The organism is Algiphilus aromaticivorans DG1253 (assembly GCF_000733765.1).
Classification (GTDB): Bacteria; Pseudomonadota; Gammaproteobacteria; order Nevskiales; family Nevskiaceae; genus Algiphilus; species Algiphilus aromaticivorans.
The window spans coordinates 2,351,624-2,370,484 of the sequence record NZ_JPOG01000001.1 but is presented as its reverse complement, the minus strand read 5'-3'; the positions used below and the strand labels follow the sequence as shown (position 1 = coordinate 2,370,484).

Genomic DNA, 18,861 nt, shown 5'->3' with positions numbered 1-18,861 from the left:
GATGGCTTGTCTCGGGCACCGTCCGCACTGTTAGGCGCGCGATGCCCTCCGTTATCGAAAAGGCGCATCGTTACGAATAGGGTTCCAATGAGAACCTAGAATCAGTCGTCGGTCAACCATTCCATAAGAACTCCTCAGTCTACGACTGCACCCTATCGCCATTGCGTGGTTTCCGGCATATCCGCGCTTTGCTCGGTGATGTAGTGCTGGTGTTCGGCAAGATGGTGGCACAGGCAATGCCTAATAGATCGATCAAGAGGCCGCTAATGTGTACGCCTCGCGACGCGGGACTGCCAGAGGAAATAGATCACCGGTACGACGAGTAGCGTCAGGATGGTCACTGTGACCATGCCGCCTACCATTGGTGTGGCAATGCGCCGCATCACTTCCGACCCAGTACCAGAGCCGAGCATGATGGGTAGAAGGCCTGCGATGATGACCGAGACAGTCATGATGATCGGGCGTACACGCAACAGAGCGCCTTCGGTTACGGCGTCCATTACCTCCGTACGATTAAACGCACGCCCCTCCTGCGCTGCCTGATCGCGATGGCGGGCCATGGCTTGATCGAGGTAGACGATCATCAGCACCCCAATTTCAACTGCCACCCCTGCCAGCGCGATGAAGCCGGCGCCAACGGCGATCGACTGGTTATAGCCCAGCAGGTAGAGAAGCCAGTAACCGCCCACCAGCGACAGTGGCAGCGTGCCCATGATGATCGCCACCGAGATCAGGTTGCGAAAGTTCATGAACAACAGCAGCACGATGATCCCGACCGCGGCGGGCACGACGAGCTTGAGCTTGGCCGCAGCCCGCTCCATGCTTTCGTACTGGCCGGACCAGCCGAGCGAATACCCCGGCGGTAGTTCAACGTTGTTCGCGACCGCCTGTTTGGCCCTTCGCACGTAGCCGCCGAGATCGGAATCGGCGACGTCAACGTAAATCCAACCGTTGAGACGCGCGTTCTCGGTCCGGATCACGCCGGGACCACTTTCCACCTCGACGTCGGCGACCGCAGACAAGGGTATCTGCTCGCCGCCGGGGTTAACGATCGCGAGCTGGCGGAGTTCCGTCAGCGAACTGCGCAGATCGCGCGGATAGCGGAGATTGATCGGGTAGCGTTCCAGTCCCTCGACGCTCTCGCCAACGCTCATGCCGCCGATTGCGGAGCGCACGGTGTCGTGTACGTCGGCGATGTTCAGGCCAAAGCGGGCTGCTGCCAGCCGATCGACATTGATGGTCACATACCGGCCACCGGTGACGCGCTCCGAGTAGGCCGATGCCGTACCTGGGACATTCTTCAACGTTCGCTCGATCTGTTCGCCAACGTTAGATATGACTTCGAGATCCGGGCCTGCCACCTTGATGCCGACCGGGGTCTTGATACCGGTGGCCAGCATGTCGATACGGTTCTTGATCGGCATGATCCAGGTGTTGACCAGGCTGGGTACCTGGACCAGCGAATCGAGCTCGGCCTTGAGCTTCTCCATGGTCATGCCCTCGCGCCACTCTGATTTCGGCTTGAGCTGGATCGTCGTCTCGATCATGGTCAGTGGTGCCGGGTCGGTGGCAGTGTCGGCGCGCCCGGCCTTGCCGTAAACCGTCTCGACTTCGGGCACCGACTTGATCAGACGATTGGTCTGGCCCAGGATCTCGGCCATCTTCCCGGCCGACGCGGCCGGAAAGGCACTGGGCATGTAGAGCAGGTCGCCCTCGTCAAGCTCTGGCATGAATTCACTACCGATCTGGGAGTACGGCACCCAGGTAGTCGCCACCACCGCGAGCGTGGCGAGTATGGTCAGCTTCGGGAACTTCAGCGCCAGGGCCAGAATCGGTCGATATGTCGCGATCAGCAGGCGATTGACCGGGTTCTTGTGTTCCGGTGTGATATGCCCGCGAATCAGATAGCCCATCAGTACCGGAACCAGCGTGATGCCGATGCCGGCCGCGGCCGCCATGGCGTAGGTCTTGGTGAATGCCAGTGGCTTGAACAACCGGCCTTCCTGGGCCTCCAGCGCGAAGATCGGTACGAAGCTCAGCGCGATGATCAGCAGAGAGAAGAACAGCGCCGGGCCAACCTCGCTGGCCGCATCGGCGACAACACGCCAGCGCGTGTTCTCGTCGAGATCGTCACCAGCTTTTTCGAGATGTTTGTGGTAGTTCTCGATCATCACGATGGTCGCGTCGACCATGGCACCAATCGCGATGGCAATGCCTCCCAGCGACATGATATTGGCGTTGATGCCCTGGGCGTTCATGACGATGAAGCTGGCCAGAATCCCAAGTGGCAGGCTCAGAATTACGACTAGAGACGAACGGAAGTGGAACAGGAACAGCAGGCAGACCAGCGCGACGACAATGAACTCCTCAACGAGCTTTTCCTTAAGCGTGTCAACCGCGCGCTCGATGAGCGAAGAGCGATCGTAAGTCTCGACGATCTCGACGCCTTCCGGGAGGCTTTTCTTCAATTCTTCGAGTCGCTCTTTGACCCGCTCGATGGTGGCCAGCGCGTTCTCGCCGAAACGCATCACGATGACGCCGCCTACCGCTTCGCCCTGACCGTTCAGCTCGCCGACGCCGCGTCGTAGCTCCGGGCCGTAGCGCACCTGCGCGACGTCGCGGATCAATACCGGCACGCCTTCGGCGGTGGTCTTGAGCGGAATCTGCTCCAGGTCTTCCAGCGAGTCGACATAGCCAGTGGCGCGGATCATGTACTCGGCCTCAGCCATTTCGATGACACGACCGCCGCTTTCCATGTTGCCGCGCCGGATCGCATCGCGTACGCGCGTCAGCGGAATGTCATAGGCGCGCAGCTTGTCCGGGTCCACTACAACTTGATACTGACGGACCATGCCGCCAATCGAGGCAACTTCCGAGACGCCCTCGACCGTCTGCAGCTCGTACTTCAGGAACCAGTCCTGCAACGAGCGCAGGTCACCGAGATCGTGTTGACCGCTGCGGTCGACCAGCGCGTATTGATACACCCAGCCGACCCCGGTGGCATCGGGGCCGAGCGCGCTCTGGACGCCATCGGGCAGTGTGGGCGCAACCTGACTGAGATACTCCAGCACCCGCGAACGGGCCCAGTACAGATCTGTGCCGTCTTCGAAGATGATGTAGACGAAAGAGTCATTGAAGAACGAATAGCCGCGCACCGTCACGGCGCCCGGTACCGCTAGCATGGCCGTGGTCAGCGGGTAGGTCACCTGATCCTCGACGACTTGCGGTGCCTGGCCGGCATAGCTGGACTTGACGATGACCTGCACGTCGGACAGGTCCGGGATGGCATCCAGCGGCGTGCGCAGCATCGAGATCAAGCCCCAGCCCGCGACCAGTGCCGCGAGCATCAGCACCAGGAAGCGGTTGGCGATGGACCAGCGGATGAGCTTTTCAATCATGAGGGCTCTCCGCTGCTGCTCATGCTTTCCATGTCATGATCGGCGTCGTCCATCCCTTCCATGCCATCGGCCGACGAGGGAGCGTCCTCGTGGGTGTCGTGCTGCATTTCGTGCCCTTCGGGCGTGCTGCCCGGGCCGGCCCCTTCGTTAATCATGCGCAGCAAAGACGCTTCCATGCTGGCTTCCGAGTCGATCAGGAATTGGCTGGAGATGACGATCTTCTCTCCCGCGGCAAGCCCCTCGAGAATCTCGACCCGGCCTTCGCTTTCCAGGCCGGTGCGCACCTCGGCGGGTCGGAAGCGGCCCTCGCCCAGCGCGAGGATCACGCGTTCCTGGCCGCCGGTGCGAATCACCGCTTGGCTGGGTACGTAAACGACCCCCAGTCGCGGAGCCGCGTCGATCGCGACATTGGCGTACATGTTCGGCTTGAGCGTGAGATCCGGATTGTCGAACACCAATCGGATGCGCGCGGTGCGGCTCTCGGCCCGGATCGTCGGATAAACGTAGTCGACTTCGCCGACCCATTCACGTTCCGGCGCGAACGGCAGTTTCATCCGCGCGACCTGTCCCGGCGCCACCCAGTCAATCTGGTTTTCGAATACATCAACATCAACCCAGACCGTACTCAGGTCGACCAGACTCATGATCGTCGCGCCCGGCTGAACGAACATGCCCTGGCGCACGTTGAGCTCCATCACATGGCCGTCGATCGGCGAGCGCACATCGAAGAGCTCGCGTGCTGCGCCCCGTCTCTTCAACGCTTCGATCTGGTTGTCCTGCATGCCGAGGGCTCGGAGCCTGGTTGCGGTGGCACGCATCAGCGCGGCCTGGCTGGAACGCAGTGCCTGCAGGTACTCGTGCTGTGCACTAACCAGGGCCGGCGAGTAAATTCGGAAAAGCAACTCGCCGGCTTCGACGCGGTCACCTTCGGTGTCGGTGGCAAGTTCCTCGATCCAGCCTTCGGCACGAACGTGAATGTGTTCGAGACGATTTTCGTCGGGGGTGATGAAGCCGACGGTCTTGATATTGCGGTATAGCGTGCCGCGCTGAACCGGCGCGGTCTTGACGCCGATGTTATTGAGTACGACCGGGTTAATCCGCAGCGATGGCTCATCGGAGCCGGGAGTGCCGGCCTCGTCAGCATAGACCGGTATCAGGTCCATGCCCATCGGCGACTTGCCGGGTTCGTCACGCCTATAGTTAGGATCCATGGGCGCCGCCCAGTACAAAATTTCGCGCTCGCCTCTGGCGCCTGATCCGCCAGCTTCCGAACCTGGCGCGGTACCGGCAAACCACCAGCCCGCGACGGCACCGACGACGGCGGCGGCCGTGATTGAAATTGGTATCAGAATCCTGGTCTTGTTCACGAGGGGTCTCCTGTCAGCCAGGCCAGACGGGCCCAGGTCTTGGCGGCGTCGGTTTCGAGTTCGGCGTGCTTGAGCGCAACTTCCAGCTCGGCAAGCTGGGCGCGGATCAGCTCCGCGAAGTCAGTCTGGTTATTGGCATAGGTGGTGATCGAGGCCTCGGCCGTTTCCCGGGCACGATTGCCGACTGCCTTGCGATAAAGGGTGATCCGCTCGTTGAAGCGTCGCCAATTGGCCAGCTCCTGCTCGAGTTGCCGCCTCATGTCGAGCAGCACGGCATCGCGATCGAGATTGCGGGCGCTGCGCTCGCGCACGGCCGCCGTGCGCCGACGGTCCTGGCGCTTGTCGGTAAAAAACGGGAGCGAGAGCGTGATGCCGATGGTGGCCAGGTCCGGCCGGGTCGTGCGTAGGCCGTAACCGCCCTCGATGGCCAATTCGGGCTTATAGACTTGCTCGGCTAGGTCGATGCCGAGATCCGCCGCCTCGATACGCGCGTTGGCGGCCCGCACCCGCGGGTGTTCGACCAAGCGCTTTTCCAGCACTCCCGGAGCCTGAGGTTCGGGAAGCTCCGGGATCGCTTTGGGCAAAGGCCGGAACGCCGCGCGCCCGATATAGCGTGCCAATGCTTCACGCGCTACGTCGGCCAGCCGCCGGTGCTCGACCAGCCGATCTTCGAGTAGAGAAAGTTCCAGTTCGGCGCGCTGCACGTCTTGGGCGTGCATTCCACCGGTCGCGAAGCGCGCCGTCAGTGAATCGATCTGTTTACTGAGCGCCTCGCGGCTGGAGGCCAGAATCCGGATCGCGTGTGCCTGATAGGCAAGATCCAGCCAAGCTGTTCGCGTGCTCAGTGCGACCTCGCGGAGTGCGGCTTCGCGCTGAGCGCGTTCGGCCTCCGCCTCGGCCCGCCTTTGCGCGCCGCGCACCTCCAGCGTTTTGCCGGCCGGGAACTCCTGGCGCAGGCCGAGGCGAATCGCCTGGGTCATGCCCTCCTGGTCCAATTCGAACGAGTCGGTCGGGACGTTGGCGACCTGCGCGGTGATCTTCGGGTCAGGCAGTTGGGCTTCAGCAACCGCCTGATTTTCCAATGCTTCGGCGCGCTCAGAGAAGCGATCGAAGGCAGGATCCTCAGCCGCTAGTGCGGTGGCTACTGCCTCTGTAAGTTTGAGCGGCGAGGCTTGTGCCGCCAGTGGCGGACATATCGCTACCGCTAGGCTTAGCGCGAGGCCGCGAGGTAACAGCGCGAGATATCCCGTCGCGCAGCTTTTCGTGGGAGATGCTGGCGAAGCGATGCCTCGCTGCGCCATTGGGCCCGTTGGGAGCCGGGTAAACAGATCCTGCAACATGTCAATCTCCAGCCTAGAGAGAAGCACCATGAACAGGACGTCCACGGCACGGTACAACCTGATTGGCTAGTTGAAGATTGGTGGTCGCAAGAAAATGGGTGCCTGCCGCAACAAGGCGCGGTGCGAGGATTTGTCGCGTGGAAGCGTGACTCCAGAGCGTTCTGCCACGGCTATGCTCGCCGGAAGGGCAGCGAATCCGGCGCAGGCTGTAGAGCAGGAACAATCCGTCAGGCAACAGCGCATCTGGCGACTCTCATCGCCCGCGCCTATGTGTGCATGCTCACTAGCTAACGTGCTCACTTTCCCGGCAACGGGCTGTTCCCCAGCACTCGCGCTCGAGGCGCAATCGCCAAGCGCAACCGCGAACTCGCGCGTCGCATGAGCAACCTCCGCTGAACCGTGCACCATCCCGGCTGCATGTAAAGGCGGAGGCAAGCTGACTTGGACCAGCACGCAAAAAAAGAGCAGTAGTTGCGAGAACATGCGCACGCTAGAATAGTAACCGGGTGATGCCGTAAGGGCCAGTGTTCTCTTCGGTAGGAAGGTACGATTGAGTGGCGTTCGCGCCAACGCCTCTGAAGGCCGATGTTGATGTCGAATAAACCATTCCCGAACGAGAGCTACCGTAACTTGACCTTCTTCGACGGATGAGCTGAACCCTCACCGGAGCAGGCGATGTGGCATGACGTTTCAGCCCCTATTTCCGGATATGTGGGGGTGTACGGTGACAGCTCCAAGGCTCACGCCGCGCATTGTCCTTGACGTTCTGGTCTACGAATCTATAAAGCCCTTCTTTGAAGTGCGTCCACCAGTCATGCTTGGGTTGGATCTCATGGTTTGTCAGAATTTCCTCAACGCAATCGATGCATAATCGGGATGCGTCGTAGGAGAAATCGAGCTTGGCGGATTTCTCGTCGAAAGTGACTTCATCCAGGCCATAAAGCTGGTCAATCTCTGCAATGGCTGCGTTCAGTCTTGTGGTTTCGACGGGCGTCACAAGCGCGATATGACGAGTCACCAGGTTGGTCTCTGAAACGCCCAGTCTATGCTCTTTGTGTTTCATTAAAGCTCCTTGTTGCTGTGCCGATTGGCATATTCGCTTCATGTTATGAAGCGCGCGCTCCGCGTCGGGTTGTGGGAGTTTCCCTAGAAGAATCGTTGCAGGACGACTTTGATATGATCGTCGTCCCCATAGCCAAACAGAGGGTCTCTCGCGGGTACCTGCGAGAAAAGGCGTGCCACGAACGAGAGGCGCATACTGCTGCCGACTCTACGGCTAGCCTCCAAGCTGGTAAAAACTGCGTCCGTCTCCAAGTCGAAGATCGTACCGGCAAGGATTTGTGTTCCCTGGATGTCATTGGGCAGGAAGCGGGCACCCAGGAACAAATCGTCCTGGAATGCTGCGGCATCCTGCGGCCGCAAGCCGGCCTGAAAGGCCTGGACCTGTGCTAGCGACCGGAAGCTGAGCGAGCTCGAGCGGGCAATTCGATCCGCAACGCGCGCAATTTCTGGCTCGATCTGACCGCGACTGTCATATAGATACTCCGCCAGTACACCGATATCGACGGCACTACCAAATACCCCGTAGAAGCTGTATTCGAAGCCGGCGGCCAGGGCGGCGAAATCCTGCAAGGGCGCGTCCTGATAGATCGACTCCAACTTGAGCAACAATCCGCCTCGGATGTACTGGGCGTCAAGTCCTATCTGTTGGATCTCGTCGTAAACGGGCACGAACACGGGGTTGACGGCATCCACGCGCACCTCGTCGATCGTGACCAAGGGCGGCGGCTCGCCGCTCGGCGGATTCGCGCAGGTGCCGGTCTGCGGGCCGGGTGTGAGCAATGGCGGGCCCTCGAAAGTCGCCGTGACCGTGCAGCTGTCGAAGCCGAAATCGAAGAGTGGTTCCCGGTCGGTCCCGCGGAAGTAATACAGGCCCAACTCCATGGGGCCGAACCCTTTGAAGTAGCGGACTGCCGCTCCCAGGTTATGCCGCTCATCGGGGTGTCGGTATCGGGTGCGGTCGGTTGCCACCGGCAGCAGGGTGCGCGGCCTGCCGTCAGGCGCTGAAAATGTGCGCTCACGGAAATAGGGCAGAAGGAAGAAATCAATGGTACCGAGCTCACTGAACCAGGCCAGATTGACCATGGGCTGGCCCAGCTTGTCCTCGCCGTCGATGTCCTCGACCAGGTCCGTCTGATTAATCACGTCCACGAGATGAACGGATTCGGTCACTCCCCAGAAGACCTTGCGCACGCCGATTCGCCATTCGAGGTCGCGTGCGGTGAAACGGTAGAAGGCCTCGTGCACTTCGCCGTGACTGCGTTCATTGTCCTTGGAATCGGCGCGGCCGAACAGGGTCAGGGTAAAGCTCTGGGCGCGGTCATCCCAACTTAGGTAGTTTTCGGATTGCAGCGCAATCGAAGCATAGTTCCGACGCTGGCGCTCATCCAGCGGCTCATGCGGGAAATAGCGATATTCGACCCCGGCGGTCAGGGACGAGTCCAGCCGCTGCCACAAGTCCCCAACCGCGAAGGATGGCGGCACGCCGGCCATCAACCCAGCAAAGAGGACACACGCGAAGTGCCGCTTCATCAGTGCACGCGCTTAAGGCCGTTGCGGTCGAAGTCCCGGTCTGTGTAGCCGTTTCGGAATGCATACTCCCGCCACAGCAGGGCGGTGGACTTTCCGGTCTGGTGATTTTTCATGGTCATGGTATGTGGATACCAGTACTCATCCAGATAAAGCTCATAGTCGTCCACGGTGAGGGTCTTGAGCCGGGCATTCTTGCGATCGTAGAACTCGACCTTTTGCACGCGGTAGTGCGGCTTGTCGATCCAGACGATTTGCCGGGTATATCCGGAGTTGTCGGATACGGGGCGACGCTCGACTTTCCAGGTTCCCAGATTGTCCACTTTGTCGTCGCCCAGGTACTGGTAATCGGTGTATTTCTCGACCTCCTGGGAAGATAGATCCTCGTAGGCGAACTCGCTTCCCATGAAGGGGCCGGACTGGTTGTTGGATGCGATGCGCTTGACGCGCTTGAGCGCGGGCAGGTAAAGCCATTGCTCGTCCGGCCGCGTGGCGTAACTGTGGGTGAGCAAAGCAGTGCCCTCGACATCCTTGGGCTCGTCGAAGACGATCAGGCTCCAGTCGCCGCGCGGCTTCTCCAGGGTGCGCATGCGCATCCGGCGGACGGCCTCCCGACCACTCGAGTCGCGCAGGATCATTTTCAGTTCGGCGCGCACGTCATTGAAGCCGCTGCCATGAGCCTCGGCCGTCTCGATGATGGCGCGGCCCTTGGCTCCGGGGTCGCCGGCATTGCGGATTGCGTCGCTCGGCGATGCCAAGGAGGTCGAGATCGCCACCGCCAGGCCGGCGAACAGCAATAGTCTTGGATGGAGTCGGTCCATGCGGTTCTCCCTTGTTTTCTGCATATGAAAAGATGGCATAAGGCTAGGTGCTCGTTCTCATTGCTTGTCGGTTACTCGAGTGTCGCTTGCCATCCCGGGCGCACGGCGGCTATCCAGGGCCATCAAGAGGGGCGGCAGAAGCAGAAAGTCCAGGAGTAACGCGAACAACAGTGCAAGCGAGGTCAGCAGCCCCATGTTCGAGTTGAGTCGGAAGTCCGACATTGCCAGGGCGAGAAAACCTAGGACGAGCACGACCGTGGTGATCAGCAACGCATTGCCGGTATGCGCGAACATGTAGACGATCGCATCGCCCGGTTCCATATTGTGCTCCTGGCGCGCGCGTCGATACTTGCTGAGGATATGCACGGTATCGTCGACGATCAGTCCCATGGTGGTGGCTGCAATCACTGAGACAATCAGACCGATCTCGCCGACCAGGACTGTCCATAGGCCGATGGCAAGCAACGCCGGGAGGAAATTGGGGACTAGGCTGATCAAGCCCAGCCGCAAGCTACGCAGGGCGATCACCAGGGTCGCGGCGATCAACAGGAAGGCCAGCGCGGTGCCCACCAGCATGGCCCGGATATTGCGCTCGGTCAGGTGAGTGAACATCATGATCGTGCCGGTGGTCCGCGTATGCATGTAGGCCGGCAGGTTTTCCTTCATCCATCGCTCCGAACGATGGGCGAAGTCCTTGATGCGGCTCGATGACACCCGATCCAAGGTCACTGTCACCCGGCTGGCCGACTTGTCGAAGTTGATCTGGGTCGTGAGGTCGCGTCCCGCGGGCAGGCTCAGCTCGTAAAGCAGCAGATACTGCGCCGCCAGCTCCGGTTCGCGCGGTAGGCGGTACCAGGTCGGGTCGTCGCCGTGCATGGCGCGGTTGAGGCGCTTCATGACCTGCGCGAAATGGTCCACGTGCAGCACGTCCGGCTGAGCATGAAGCCATTCAGCGAAGCGGTTCAGGTGCCGCAGGTACGCCGGGTCGCTGATGCCGTTTTCGCCGGTCGCGGGTAGTGAATACTCCAGGGTGTAGGGGCCGGTCAGGTTGGTCGTGATGAAGTCCGTCGCCTGACGGAATGGCACATCGGTGTCGAACCATTCCAGGAATTGGTCGTCAATCTCCAGGCGCGGGATGAAAGTCAGCAGGAGCAGGGACAGGGCCAGGGTGGTGATGAACGCCGCCCGTGCTCGAGCGACCACGAAGCGGCCGAAACGGGTCATCGTGCCGCGCCCGGCGCCGACACGCGTGCGGGGCTGGGCGGGCAGGATGATGATCAACGCCGGCAGCAATGTCATCGAATAGAGCCAGGCGGCGGCGATGCCAACGGCGGTGATGTTGCCGAGTTCCCGAAAGGGCGGTGTATCCGAGAAGTTGAGGCTCAAGAACCCGACCACCGTGGTCAGGCTAGTCAGGAATACCGGGCCCGCATTGAGCCGCAGGCTTTCGATCAGGGCGGCGCGCTTGTCACGGCCGGCGTGCATCTCGTCTACATAGCTCGCCAGGATGTGCACGCTGTCTGCCACCGCCAGCGTCAGGATGATAGTTGGGGCCATGGCCGAGGAGGCGTTGAGCTGCATCCCCATCCAGCCGGCCACGCCCAAGGCTGTGATCGCCGACAGGGCGATCATCACCAGAGTGACCACGGTGCCGCTCAGCGAACGCAGTAGCAGCAACAGGCAAGCGGCCATCAGCACGAGCATGATCGGCGTAAGCGTCCGCAGGTCGGACTTGCTTAGTTCGACCTCGGCATAGCTGAATGCGGCAACGCCACTCACCTCGATTTGGGCCTGAGGAAATTCGGCCCGGTAGCGTTCCGCCAAGGCATAGGCTGCCTCGACGGACTGCGGCAAATGATCGGTGTGATCCTCGCCTGGAAACTTGAGGGTGACGAAGATACCGGCAGTCTGGGCGTCTCGTGCCACCAGCCGGCCCGCCAAGGCCGGCTCAGCCATGGCGGCGGTTTTTATACGCTCGATGTCCTCATCCGAGATCGAAGCGGCTTCTTCCACCAAGTCCGCGACGACTACGTCATCGCCTCGGGCGGAAATGTGCTGGAAGTTGGTCAACGAGTCGGCCCGCGCGGCATGGGGAATCTGCCAAGCAGCTTCGGTGAGCTCGTGCACCAAGCCAAGCATGCGCGGGTTGAACAGTTCGCCGTCTTTCGGTCGTACCGCGATGATCAGATTGTCGGAGGTAGTATAGGCGGACTCGAACTGTTGGAAGGCCTGAAGCCCAGGGTTGTCCGCGTCGAAATAGACCCGGTAATCGGCTGAGAAGGTCAAGTATTGGGCCCCCCAAGCCGCCGCGCCGGTAGCGAGCAGGCAGGCCAGTGTTACCGGCCAACGCCAAGTGTTCAGCCAGAGGCCATAGCGGACGACTGGCCCGATGGCTTGGGGCGTTCCCGGAGACTCACGCTGGTCACTCATTCTTGTCTCTCCTCGGCTCAGCGCAGCCTAACGCCTGTACCGGGGTATAGAGTCAAGTTTAGGCCCGAGGCCTTTACGCCAACCGGGTAATCATCTGCGGCTGCACTACCCGGCAGGAAGGTGCCGCCATGTTCATCTCACCCACCTTGGCCGCATCCCTCGTCCCGCCGGGCGATGTATTAGCCGGTGCTGCAAAGCCCCGAACTGTGCTGCATCGTCATGACAGCTTCACGGTCGGTGTCTTATCGAGTTAGTGCTGCGGGGCGGCTGCTTTTCGTCGCGACCATCTGGATCCCTATGACCGTAACGATAATGCCGATGCCCTGAATTAGACTGAGTCGCTCCTCGAAGAACAGGCCGCCTAAAAGAAGGCCGAAAATCGGCGTCAGGAAGGTGAAGGTATTGAGGCTGTTCAGAGAAGCTCGTGCCAGCAGGTAATACCAGAGTGCGGTCATGAGCGCGGTGCCGAACACGGCAAGCCCGACCACGCTGACGGCGAAGCGGGTCGTCCAGGTGATTTCCCAATCCTCGCCCAGGGCCTGTGCGCCCACTGCGAGCACCGCTGCCCCGAGACAAAGCTGCAGGCCGGTAACCATCAGAACATCTGCGCGGCCAGCCGACGCCTTGAGCAGAACGTTGCCTATTGCCGTGCCCGCCGCGCCCAACGTGATCCATAGGAAGGCCTGCATGCTGGCTTCATGATCCGGCCCCGATAGGCCGGGGAGCGACATCACCACCACGCCGATAAACCCCAGTAGTAAGCCAGCGCCGATTCGTGGGGTGATCCGCTCTGATAGGAAGATCATCGCCAACACGGCCGCGATCAGGGGCTGGATATTCGCCAACACGGTCGCTAATCCTGGCGAGATCTTACCCCCGCCGAGGAACATGCCGCCGAAGCCCAGACCGGTGAAAGAGAGGCCGATAGCGACGATCAGGCTCTGATTGACGAATCCGCGCGGCCACGGGCGGCCCAAGCAGACAGCCAGCAGCAGCACCAGTACCCCGGCCAGGGCCGCCCGGGTCGCAGCGAAAACCAGGGGCGGGGCAGCGCCCAGGCCGACCTGGATGAGCGGGAAACAGATCGCCCAGAGAAAGGCGACCAGGACCATAAGCAAGATGTTGCGAATGCCCATGACTCAGGTTGCCTGTCCTGGACATGGCACGGCCTGCTCTTATTCCCGTCCGATGACGGTCAGCTGCGGAACAAACGCCGGCACCTCGGCTGCGTAGGCACGCCAAGCGGCTCCGAACTCGGCCTCGGTCTCGCGCTCCTCGTGTCGCGCTAGGCGGATGTACATGTAGGTCAGCACCGGGAACATGGCCAAGGTTAGCAGAGTCGGCCACTGCAACAGGAAACCGAACATGACGAGGATGAAGCCCAGGTATTGCGGGTGGCGCATGCGAGCGTAGGGGCCAGAGACGGCCAGTTCGCCGACGCGCTGGGCGGCATAGAGCACCCGCCAAGCGGAGGCGATCAGCATGAAGCCACCCACGATGAAGGCGAAGCTGAGCAGGTGGAAAGGTCCGAAATGTGGATTGGTTTCCCAGCCAAGCAGCATCTCCAGCAAGTGACCAGCGTCGTGGGAAAGCCAGTCGACGCCCGGATAATTGCTCTGTAGCCAGCCGGACAGCAGATAGATGGTCAACGGGAAACCGTACATTTCAGTGAACAGCGCCACGAGGAAGGCGGAAAATGCCCCGAAGCTGCGCCAGTCGCGCTTGGTCTGCGGCTTGAAGAAGCTGAAGGCGAAGAAGATGAAAACGAAGGAATTGATCACCACCAGCCCCCAGAGGCCATAGGCCGCGGCGGTCTCATGCATGGCTAGTCCTCCCCGTCCTGGCGTTGTCGGTCGTTGCCTTCGCCGTGACTTCCATGCCCGTGACCGCCGTGCATGAACACATGCATCAATGGGCAGAGCACCAGGATCAGAAGCCAGGGCAGGGCGCCGAGAATGTGTGCCTGGTGCTCCTCCCAGAGCAGGAATAAGGCGAGCCCCAAGAATATTGCCAGCACCGGCCAGAACCGCGCCGGATGCGGCTTGACTTGGCGCTGCTCGTACGGACTTGAGTCGTGACGATGAGTGCTCATGGTTTCACTTCGGGTTCGATGCATTCACGTGGATTGCGCCGAGCAGCTGGTAACGGGCTAGGCTCAGCGCCAGCGGCGGCAGCAATAGCCACTGCAGCAGTGGCGCTAGGCCGGTGCCGAGGACGGGCAGTACCGAAGCGGCCTCGGCATAGGCCCAGCGGTCCAATGTCGTGGTGGCAAGGTGCTCGAACACCACGGTTACGGCTAGTCCAACACCGAGGTAGATGGTAAATGGCAGCAGCCTGGGCGTCAGGGCCCATGCGCGTGTGCGGGCGACAGCAGCCGCCCCCCAGAAGGCCGACACTAGGATTGCGACATCGCCGAGCGTGGCCTGAGTGCAAAGCCAGATCACGTCCCAATGACGAGCTTCGCCGATATCCGCATAGAACGGCACTGCCCACATCTCCCAGACGAAGTTGAGCAGGAAGCCGAAGAAGGCCAGCGGCAGTTCCGGAGCGAGTAGTGCCCTGGAAGCCGGAGCCTGCGGGGTCATGAGATCAAGACTTGAGATGCTCGGGATAGCCCCGGAGCGCCCAATGTTTGAGCGCTCCGGGACAGGACCCAGAGGGCTACTGGTCTTGTCCCATCGAGTGGCGCGCCTTCATGTGCTCCATCATTTGTTCCATCATGCCCTGCATCGTCTGCATTCGCTCTTCCATCATCTGCTGGCGCTTTTCGGGGCTCATATCCTGCATTTTTTTGCCCATGTTGCCGTCGCCCATCATGCCGCCCTGCATGGCGCCCATGCTTTCGTGCATCTGCTGCATGTGCTGATGCATAAGGCGCTGTCGTTCAGTGTCATCCTTCGAGTTGTGGATCTGCTTCATCGTCTTCCGCATCTTCTGCATATGCTGATGCATGCCGTCCTTGTCCATCATGCCCTTGTGCATGCCCATGCCCGAGCTATCGCCTTGCTTGCCTGAGCCATGCTCTTGGCCAGCGTGAGCCAGTGGCAGGGCCAATGCGAAGGTCAAGACGATGGTTGAGATGAGTGTCTTCATGATGATGCTCCTAATTGAATGTGGTGTATCTAAAAGCGAACGCGGCCAACGGGGCCACTTCCTCGATCCTGCCTCTTCAGCGGAGCCAATCGAGACCTTTCGTGATGCCGGCTAGCGCATGCGGCACACGCAACTCGTGCGGGCTCTCGCTTCCGGAGGCTTCCGGTCTTTGGTGCGATTGCCACGCTTCTTTCACCCAGTCCTAAGGAATGTCTGATCAAAGTCGGATGAGTGACCGCGAAGACATTGCAGGCTGCACACCGGGTGAAATGAAGGCTGTTTCGGGGGCTTCAGCCTCTGCAGAAGCCCGATTTCGTTGTCATTGGACGCACCTATCCTGCCGCCAGCAGCTGTCTTCGGGCCGCCACGAGGTTGGCCATGGCAAACAGGCTGTGCAGGTGCGCGGTGTTCTTGGTCAGGCCGCGATAGCGGACCTTGGTGTAGCCGAACTGGCATTTGACAATCCGAAACGGATGCTCGACCCGGGCTCTCAGAGACGCCAGACGTCGGTTGGCGGCGCGCTGCCATTCCAGCAGCGCCTTGCCGGCACTGCGCACGTAAGGCGTGACGATGCGCGGTCCACTATCGGGCGCCGGGGCATCCAGGCTGCGGCCCGTGCGTCGATAGCCGGCATCGCCCAGCACGATGCGTTCTTCGCCGTGCAGCAGGGCTTCGGTCTGGGTGATGTCGGCGACTTTGGCCGTTGTGCCGATAACGGTGTGCACGAGGCCACTGTGGGCATCGGCGCCGATATGCGCCTTGCAGCCGAAGTACCACTGGTTGCCCTTGCGCGTCTGACTCATGTCGGGATCCCGCGTACCGCTCTGGTTCTTCGTCGAGCTGGGCGCGTGGATCAGCGTGGCGTCCACCAGCGTGCCTTCGCGCAGCATCAGGCCCCGCTCGCGCAGGTGGGCATTGACCTCGGCAAAGATCTGCTCGGCCAGCCCGTGCCGCTCCAACAGCCGCCGGAACTGCAGGATCGTGCTCTCGTCAGGCACCGCCTCATCCGTCAGCGTGATGCCGGCAAAGCGGCGCATGGCATCGGAGTCGTAAAGCGCCTCTTCGGCGCCTGGATCCGACAGCCCGTAGAACTGCTGCAGGCAGTAGATGCGCAGCTTGGTGGCCAGCGACAGCGGCCGGCGCCCCGGCTTGCCCGCCTTGGGCTTCGGGTAGTGCGGCGCAATCAACGCCTCCAGGCGCGACCACGGAATAACCGCATCCATCTCCGCCAGAAACTTCTCGCGGCGCGTCACCTTCTTCTTGTGCGCCTGCTCAAGATCCGCGAACGTCCGCTGCTTCATCGACTGGCTCACCATCGTCTCCGTGCCCCGGCATCATCCCAGATCGGGGCGATTGATCAGAGTTTCCCTAAGCCCGGGGTCAATGGATTGTCGGGTGGATGTTTTATGCACATTGGCACGGGTGAACAGCTTGGTTCTCCTTGCCGCGTGACATCTCACGCGTCAACCAAAACCCGGCGCCGAGCAATAGCGCGCCGCCGAGAATCATTCCGCTCCCCGGGACTTCGGAGAAAATCACGTAACCCAGCGTTGCGGCGACTATGGGTGAGACGATGATGTCAACCAGTGCGTATACATTCGCGCTAATCGATCTCAAGACAATAGAGATCCCGAAATACGCGAAACCGGTTGAAACTACGCCAAGGCCCAAAGCCCACAGCATCACCGGAAGCTCCATACTCAGTTTCGGATAGGCGATTGTCGACGCCATATCGCCAGGACCAGAAATCAGCAAGAAGGGCGAAAGCACAAGTGCCGCGATCAGAAGTGACCAAGCAATGTCGTTGCTGGTCTCGCTCTTTCCCTCGTATCGCATGTAGGTCACCATCGCTGCGTAGATTGCGCCGGTGCTCAACGCCACAAGATTACCCAGCATATGGGCGCCACCGAGCGGGTTGGCCAGTGCGATGCCGACGAGCGCTACCACAAAAATCAAGATGTAGCTCCTCTTCGCCGTCTCGCCTAAAAACAATGCCGAGAAAATAAACACGAAAAATGGCGCAATGCTCCAAAAAATCACTGCGTTGGCAATTGGCACGAGTGACATAGCGAGGTTGAATACGCCGCCTTGGGCCGCGATCAACACACCAATGATGGCTGTGTCCTTGAGATTGTTTTTGGGGAACCGCGGCCGTTCGCCGTTCGCCAGTGACCTCGCGACGAACAGGAAGGCCGCCGCGAAGGCCATGGCGTAGAAGGTCAATGTCTGGATCGGGATCCGTCCGTCAGTGAGCTTGACGAACACACCAATGGTTGCTTCGGAGACCGTGATCAAGGCGAGCAGAAGCAGGGTCTTCATGTTTGACTCTTGCGTGTCGCACTGGTGATGTCGATCGCCTCTGCGCCGGATTCGTCGACGCAGGCGGTTTCCACCTGCAAGGTGGCGAAGAAGAAGTCGTACTCGTCTTTGAGCATCTTGTAGGCGGCCCTGAGTACATTCTGCGGGTCCGCATCCTCTGCAATCCGCAAGTGTCCGGAGAAAACGTGGCGCCCGCTGGTCAGCGCCCAGGCGTGCACGTGATGGGCGTTCTTGACGTTATCCAGCGCCTCTAGAGCCTCGGTCACCTCGGCCAGGCTGATCTCGGCGGGCGTGCCTTCCATCAGCAGATGGGCCGCATCGCGCAGAATGCCCCAGCTTGCCCAGAGGAGCACGAAGCCGAAGGCCATGCCCAGCAGCGGATCGATCAGAAGGAAGCCTGTGAAGTGGATGACCAGGGCGGTGACGATGATCAGCAGACTGCCGACGAAGGTCTGGATGATGTGCCAGAGAGCGCCCTTGACGTTCAGATCGGTCCGGCTCTGCTTCCAGATCAAACCGAGCGAGATCACCTCGGTGATCAGACCGCCGGCCGCGGCGAGCAGCATGGGCCCAGGGGGCAGGTCGATGGGCTGGGCCAGCCGCATTGCGCCCATAACGATCACGACTAGGGCCATGCCGAGCAGGAAGCCGCCATTCACCAGTGCGCCGATGATTTCGGCGCGATACCACCCGAAGCTGCGGTTCTCATCGGCAGGGCGTCGCGCTAGTCGGGCAGCGAAGATGGCGACCAGGACGCCACCGACTGCCGAGAAGGTATGGAAGGCGTCCGATATCACCGCGATCGACCCCGTCCACAGTCCGATCCCCATCTCTATGACGAAATAAACCCCGGTGAGCCAAGCCGAGATCATCATGCCTGGTCCACTTGAGGGCATGTGGCCGCTGTGGCCGCTGTGGCCGCCGTGTTCGTGGTTCATGAGCTATACCCTCATTTGCGGACGTAAAAAATGATTGCGCTTATGAGCCGGATGACCGCGAGTGAATCACATTCTTCTAGTCGAGACGGTGATCCTCCGCTAATGCCGCAAACCGGATCGGTTGCCCCTGCACGCGTTTGTTCACTCATTTGTGCGTCCCTGTCGTTGAGTGCTGCGGTAATCGGGTAGCCGGCCCGGCTACCCGATCCTTGATCGGAGCAGTGCTGAGTAAGCTCCCTTAGTCTCTTGCGCATCCGTTGCAGATCGGCGATGCGGGACTCGATCTCTTCCAGCTTGGTCGAGGCGATAGTCTTGGTTTCGGTGCGATTGCCACCCTCCTCAAGGCGTAGCAGTGAAGCGGTCTCGTTGAGGGTGAAGCCAAGTCGCTTGGCGCGCTGGATGAAATGCATGCGTTTAGCCGCCGCGCGTGGATAACGGTGGTAGCCGCTCGCAGCGCGCGTTGGCTCGGGCATGAGTCCGTGACGTTCGTAGAACCGGATCGTCTCGATTCCGGTTTCCGACGCTTTGGCGAGCTGACCGATGTTGAGGGCATTCATGTCGATCCT

Annotated in this window: 16 protein-coding genes; all 16 read right to left on the bottom strand. The window is 60.8% G+C overall.

Annotated features, from left to right (window positions below):
* Window positions 1-263 precede the first annotated feature (263 nt).
* The 16 genes from U743_RS11015 to U743_RS18145 all read right to left on the bottom strand — a co-directional run bounded on the left by U743_RS11015 (window position 264) and on the right by U743_RS18145 (window position 18,852).
* On the bottom strand, window positions 264-3,398 hold the full coding sequence (locus U743_RS11015) for an efflux RND transporter permease subunit (protein WP_043768275.1): 3,135 nt from the start codon (window positions 3,396-3,398) through the stop codon (window positions 264-266).
* Complete coding sequence (locus tag U743_RS11010) at window positions 3,395-4,765, bottom strand: efflux RND transporter periplasmic adaptor subunit (RefSeq protein WP_084191490.1); 1,371 nt, start codon at window positions 4,763-4,765, stop codon at window positions 3,395-3,397. The genes U743_RS11015 and U743_RS11010 overlap by 4 nt, the downstream gene beginning before the upstream one ends.
* Window positions 4,762-6,105: a TolC family protein gene (locus U743_RS11005; protein WP_198022012.1), complete on the bottom strand. Its 1,344-nt coding sequence runs from the start codon at window positions 6,103-6,105 to the stop codon at window positions 4,762-4,764. Before U743_RS11005 ends, U743_RS11010 begins: the two co-directional genes overlap by 4 nt.
* 697 nt (window positions 6,106-6,802) lie before the next feature.
* On the bottom strand, window positions 6,803-7,168 hold the full coding sequence (locus tag U743_RS11000; RefSeq protein WP_043768267.1) for a hypothetical protein: 366 nt from the start codon (window positions 7,166-7,168) through the stop codon (window positions 6,803-6,805).
* 83 nt (window positions 7,169-7,251) lie between these two features.
* Window positions 7,252-8,697 (bottom strand): hypothetical protein, encoded by a 1,446-nt coding sequence (locus tag U743_RS10995; RefSeq protein ID WP_156966413.1) that lies wholly within the window; start codon window positions 8,695-8,697, stop codon window positions 7,252-7,254.
* On the bottom strand, window positions 8,697-9,515 hold the full coding sequence (locus U743_RS10990; protein WP_043768260.1) for an outer membrane lipoprotein-sorting protein: 819 nt from the start codon (window positions 9,513-9,515) through the stop codon (window positions 8,697-8,699). The genes U743_RS10995 and U743_RS10990 overlap by 1 nt, the downstream gene beginning before the upstream one ends.
* A gap of 57 nt (window positions 9,516-9,572) precedes the next feature.
* Window positions 9,573-11,945, bottom strand: a complete 2,373-nt coding sequence (locus U743_RS10985; RefSeq protein WP_052367959.1) for an efflux RND transporter permease subunit — start codon at window positions 11,943-11,945, stop codon at window positions 9,573-9,575.
* 242 nt (window positions 11,946-12,187) lie between these two features.
* Entirely contained in the window at window positions 12,188-13,081 is an 894-nt protein-coding gene (locus U743_RS10980) for a DMT family transporter (protein ID WP_043768257.1), read from the bottom strand.
* 39 nt (window positions 13,082-13,120) lie between these two features.
* Entirely contained in the window at window positions 13,121-13,768 is a 648-nt protein-coding gene (locus U743_RS10975) for a methyltransferase family protein (protein WP_043768253.1), read from the bottom strand.
* A 2-nt stretch (window positions 13,769-13,770) separates the two neighbouring features.
* Window positions 13,771-14,037 (bottom strand): DUF2933 domain-containing protein, encoded by a 267-nt coding sequence (locus U743_RS10970; RefSeq protein ID WP_052367957.1) that lies wholly within the window; start codon window positions 14,035-14,037, stop codon window positions 13,771-13,773.
* Window positions 14,038-14,041: 4 nt separating this feature from the next.
* Complete coding sequence (locus tag U743_RS10965; RefSeq protein ID WP_043768250.1) at window positions 14,042-14,530, bottom strand: hypothetical protein; 489 nt, start codon at window positions 14,528-14,530, stop codon at window positions 14,042-14,044.
* 76 nt (window positions 14,531-14,606) lie between these two features.
* Window positions 14,607-15,038 (bottom strand): hypothetical protein, encoded by a 432-nt coding sequence (locus U743_RS10960; RefSeq protein ID WP_043768246.1) that lies wholly within the window; start codon window positions 15,036-15,038, stop codon window positions 14,607-14,609.
* A 332-nt stretch (window positions 15,039-15,370) separates the two neighbouring features.
* Window positions 15,371-16,339: an IS5 family transposase gene (locus U743_RS10955; RefSeq protein ID WP_043770774.1), complete on the bottom strand. Its 969-nt coding sequence runs from the start codon at window positions 16,337-16,339 to the stop codon at window positions 15,371-15,373.
* Window positions 16,340-16,442: 103 nt separating this feature from the next.
* On the bottom strand, window positions 16,443-17,357 hold the full coding sequence (locus U743_RS10950; protein ID WP_043768241.1) for a DMT family transporter: 915 nt from the start codon (window positions 17,355-17,357) through the stop codon (window positions 16,443-16,445).
* Window positions 17,354-18,295 (bottom strand): cation diffusion facilitator family transporter, encoded by a 942-nt coding sequence (locus tag U743_RS10945; protein ID WP_043768236.1) that lies wholly within the window; start codon window positions 18,293-18,295, stop codon window positions 17,354-17,356. The genes U743_RS10950 and U743_RS10945 overlap by 4 nt, the downstream gene beginning before the upstream one ends.
* Window positions 18,296-18,306: 11 nt before the next feature.
* Window positions 18,307-18,852 carry a MerR family DNA-binding protein gene (locus tag U743_RS18145; protein ID WP_052367955.1) on the bottom strand — a complete coding sequence of 182 codons (546 nt, stop codon included), beginning with the start codon at window positions 18,850-18,852 and terminating at the stop codon, window positions 18,307-18,309.
* Window positions 18,853-18,861 lie beyond the last annotated feature (9 nt).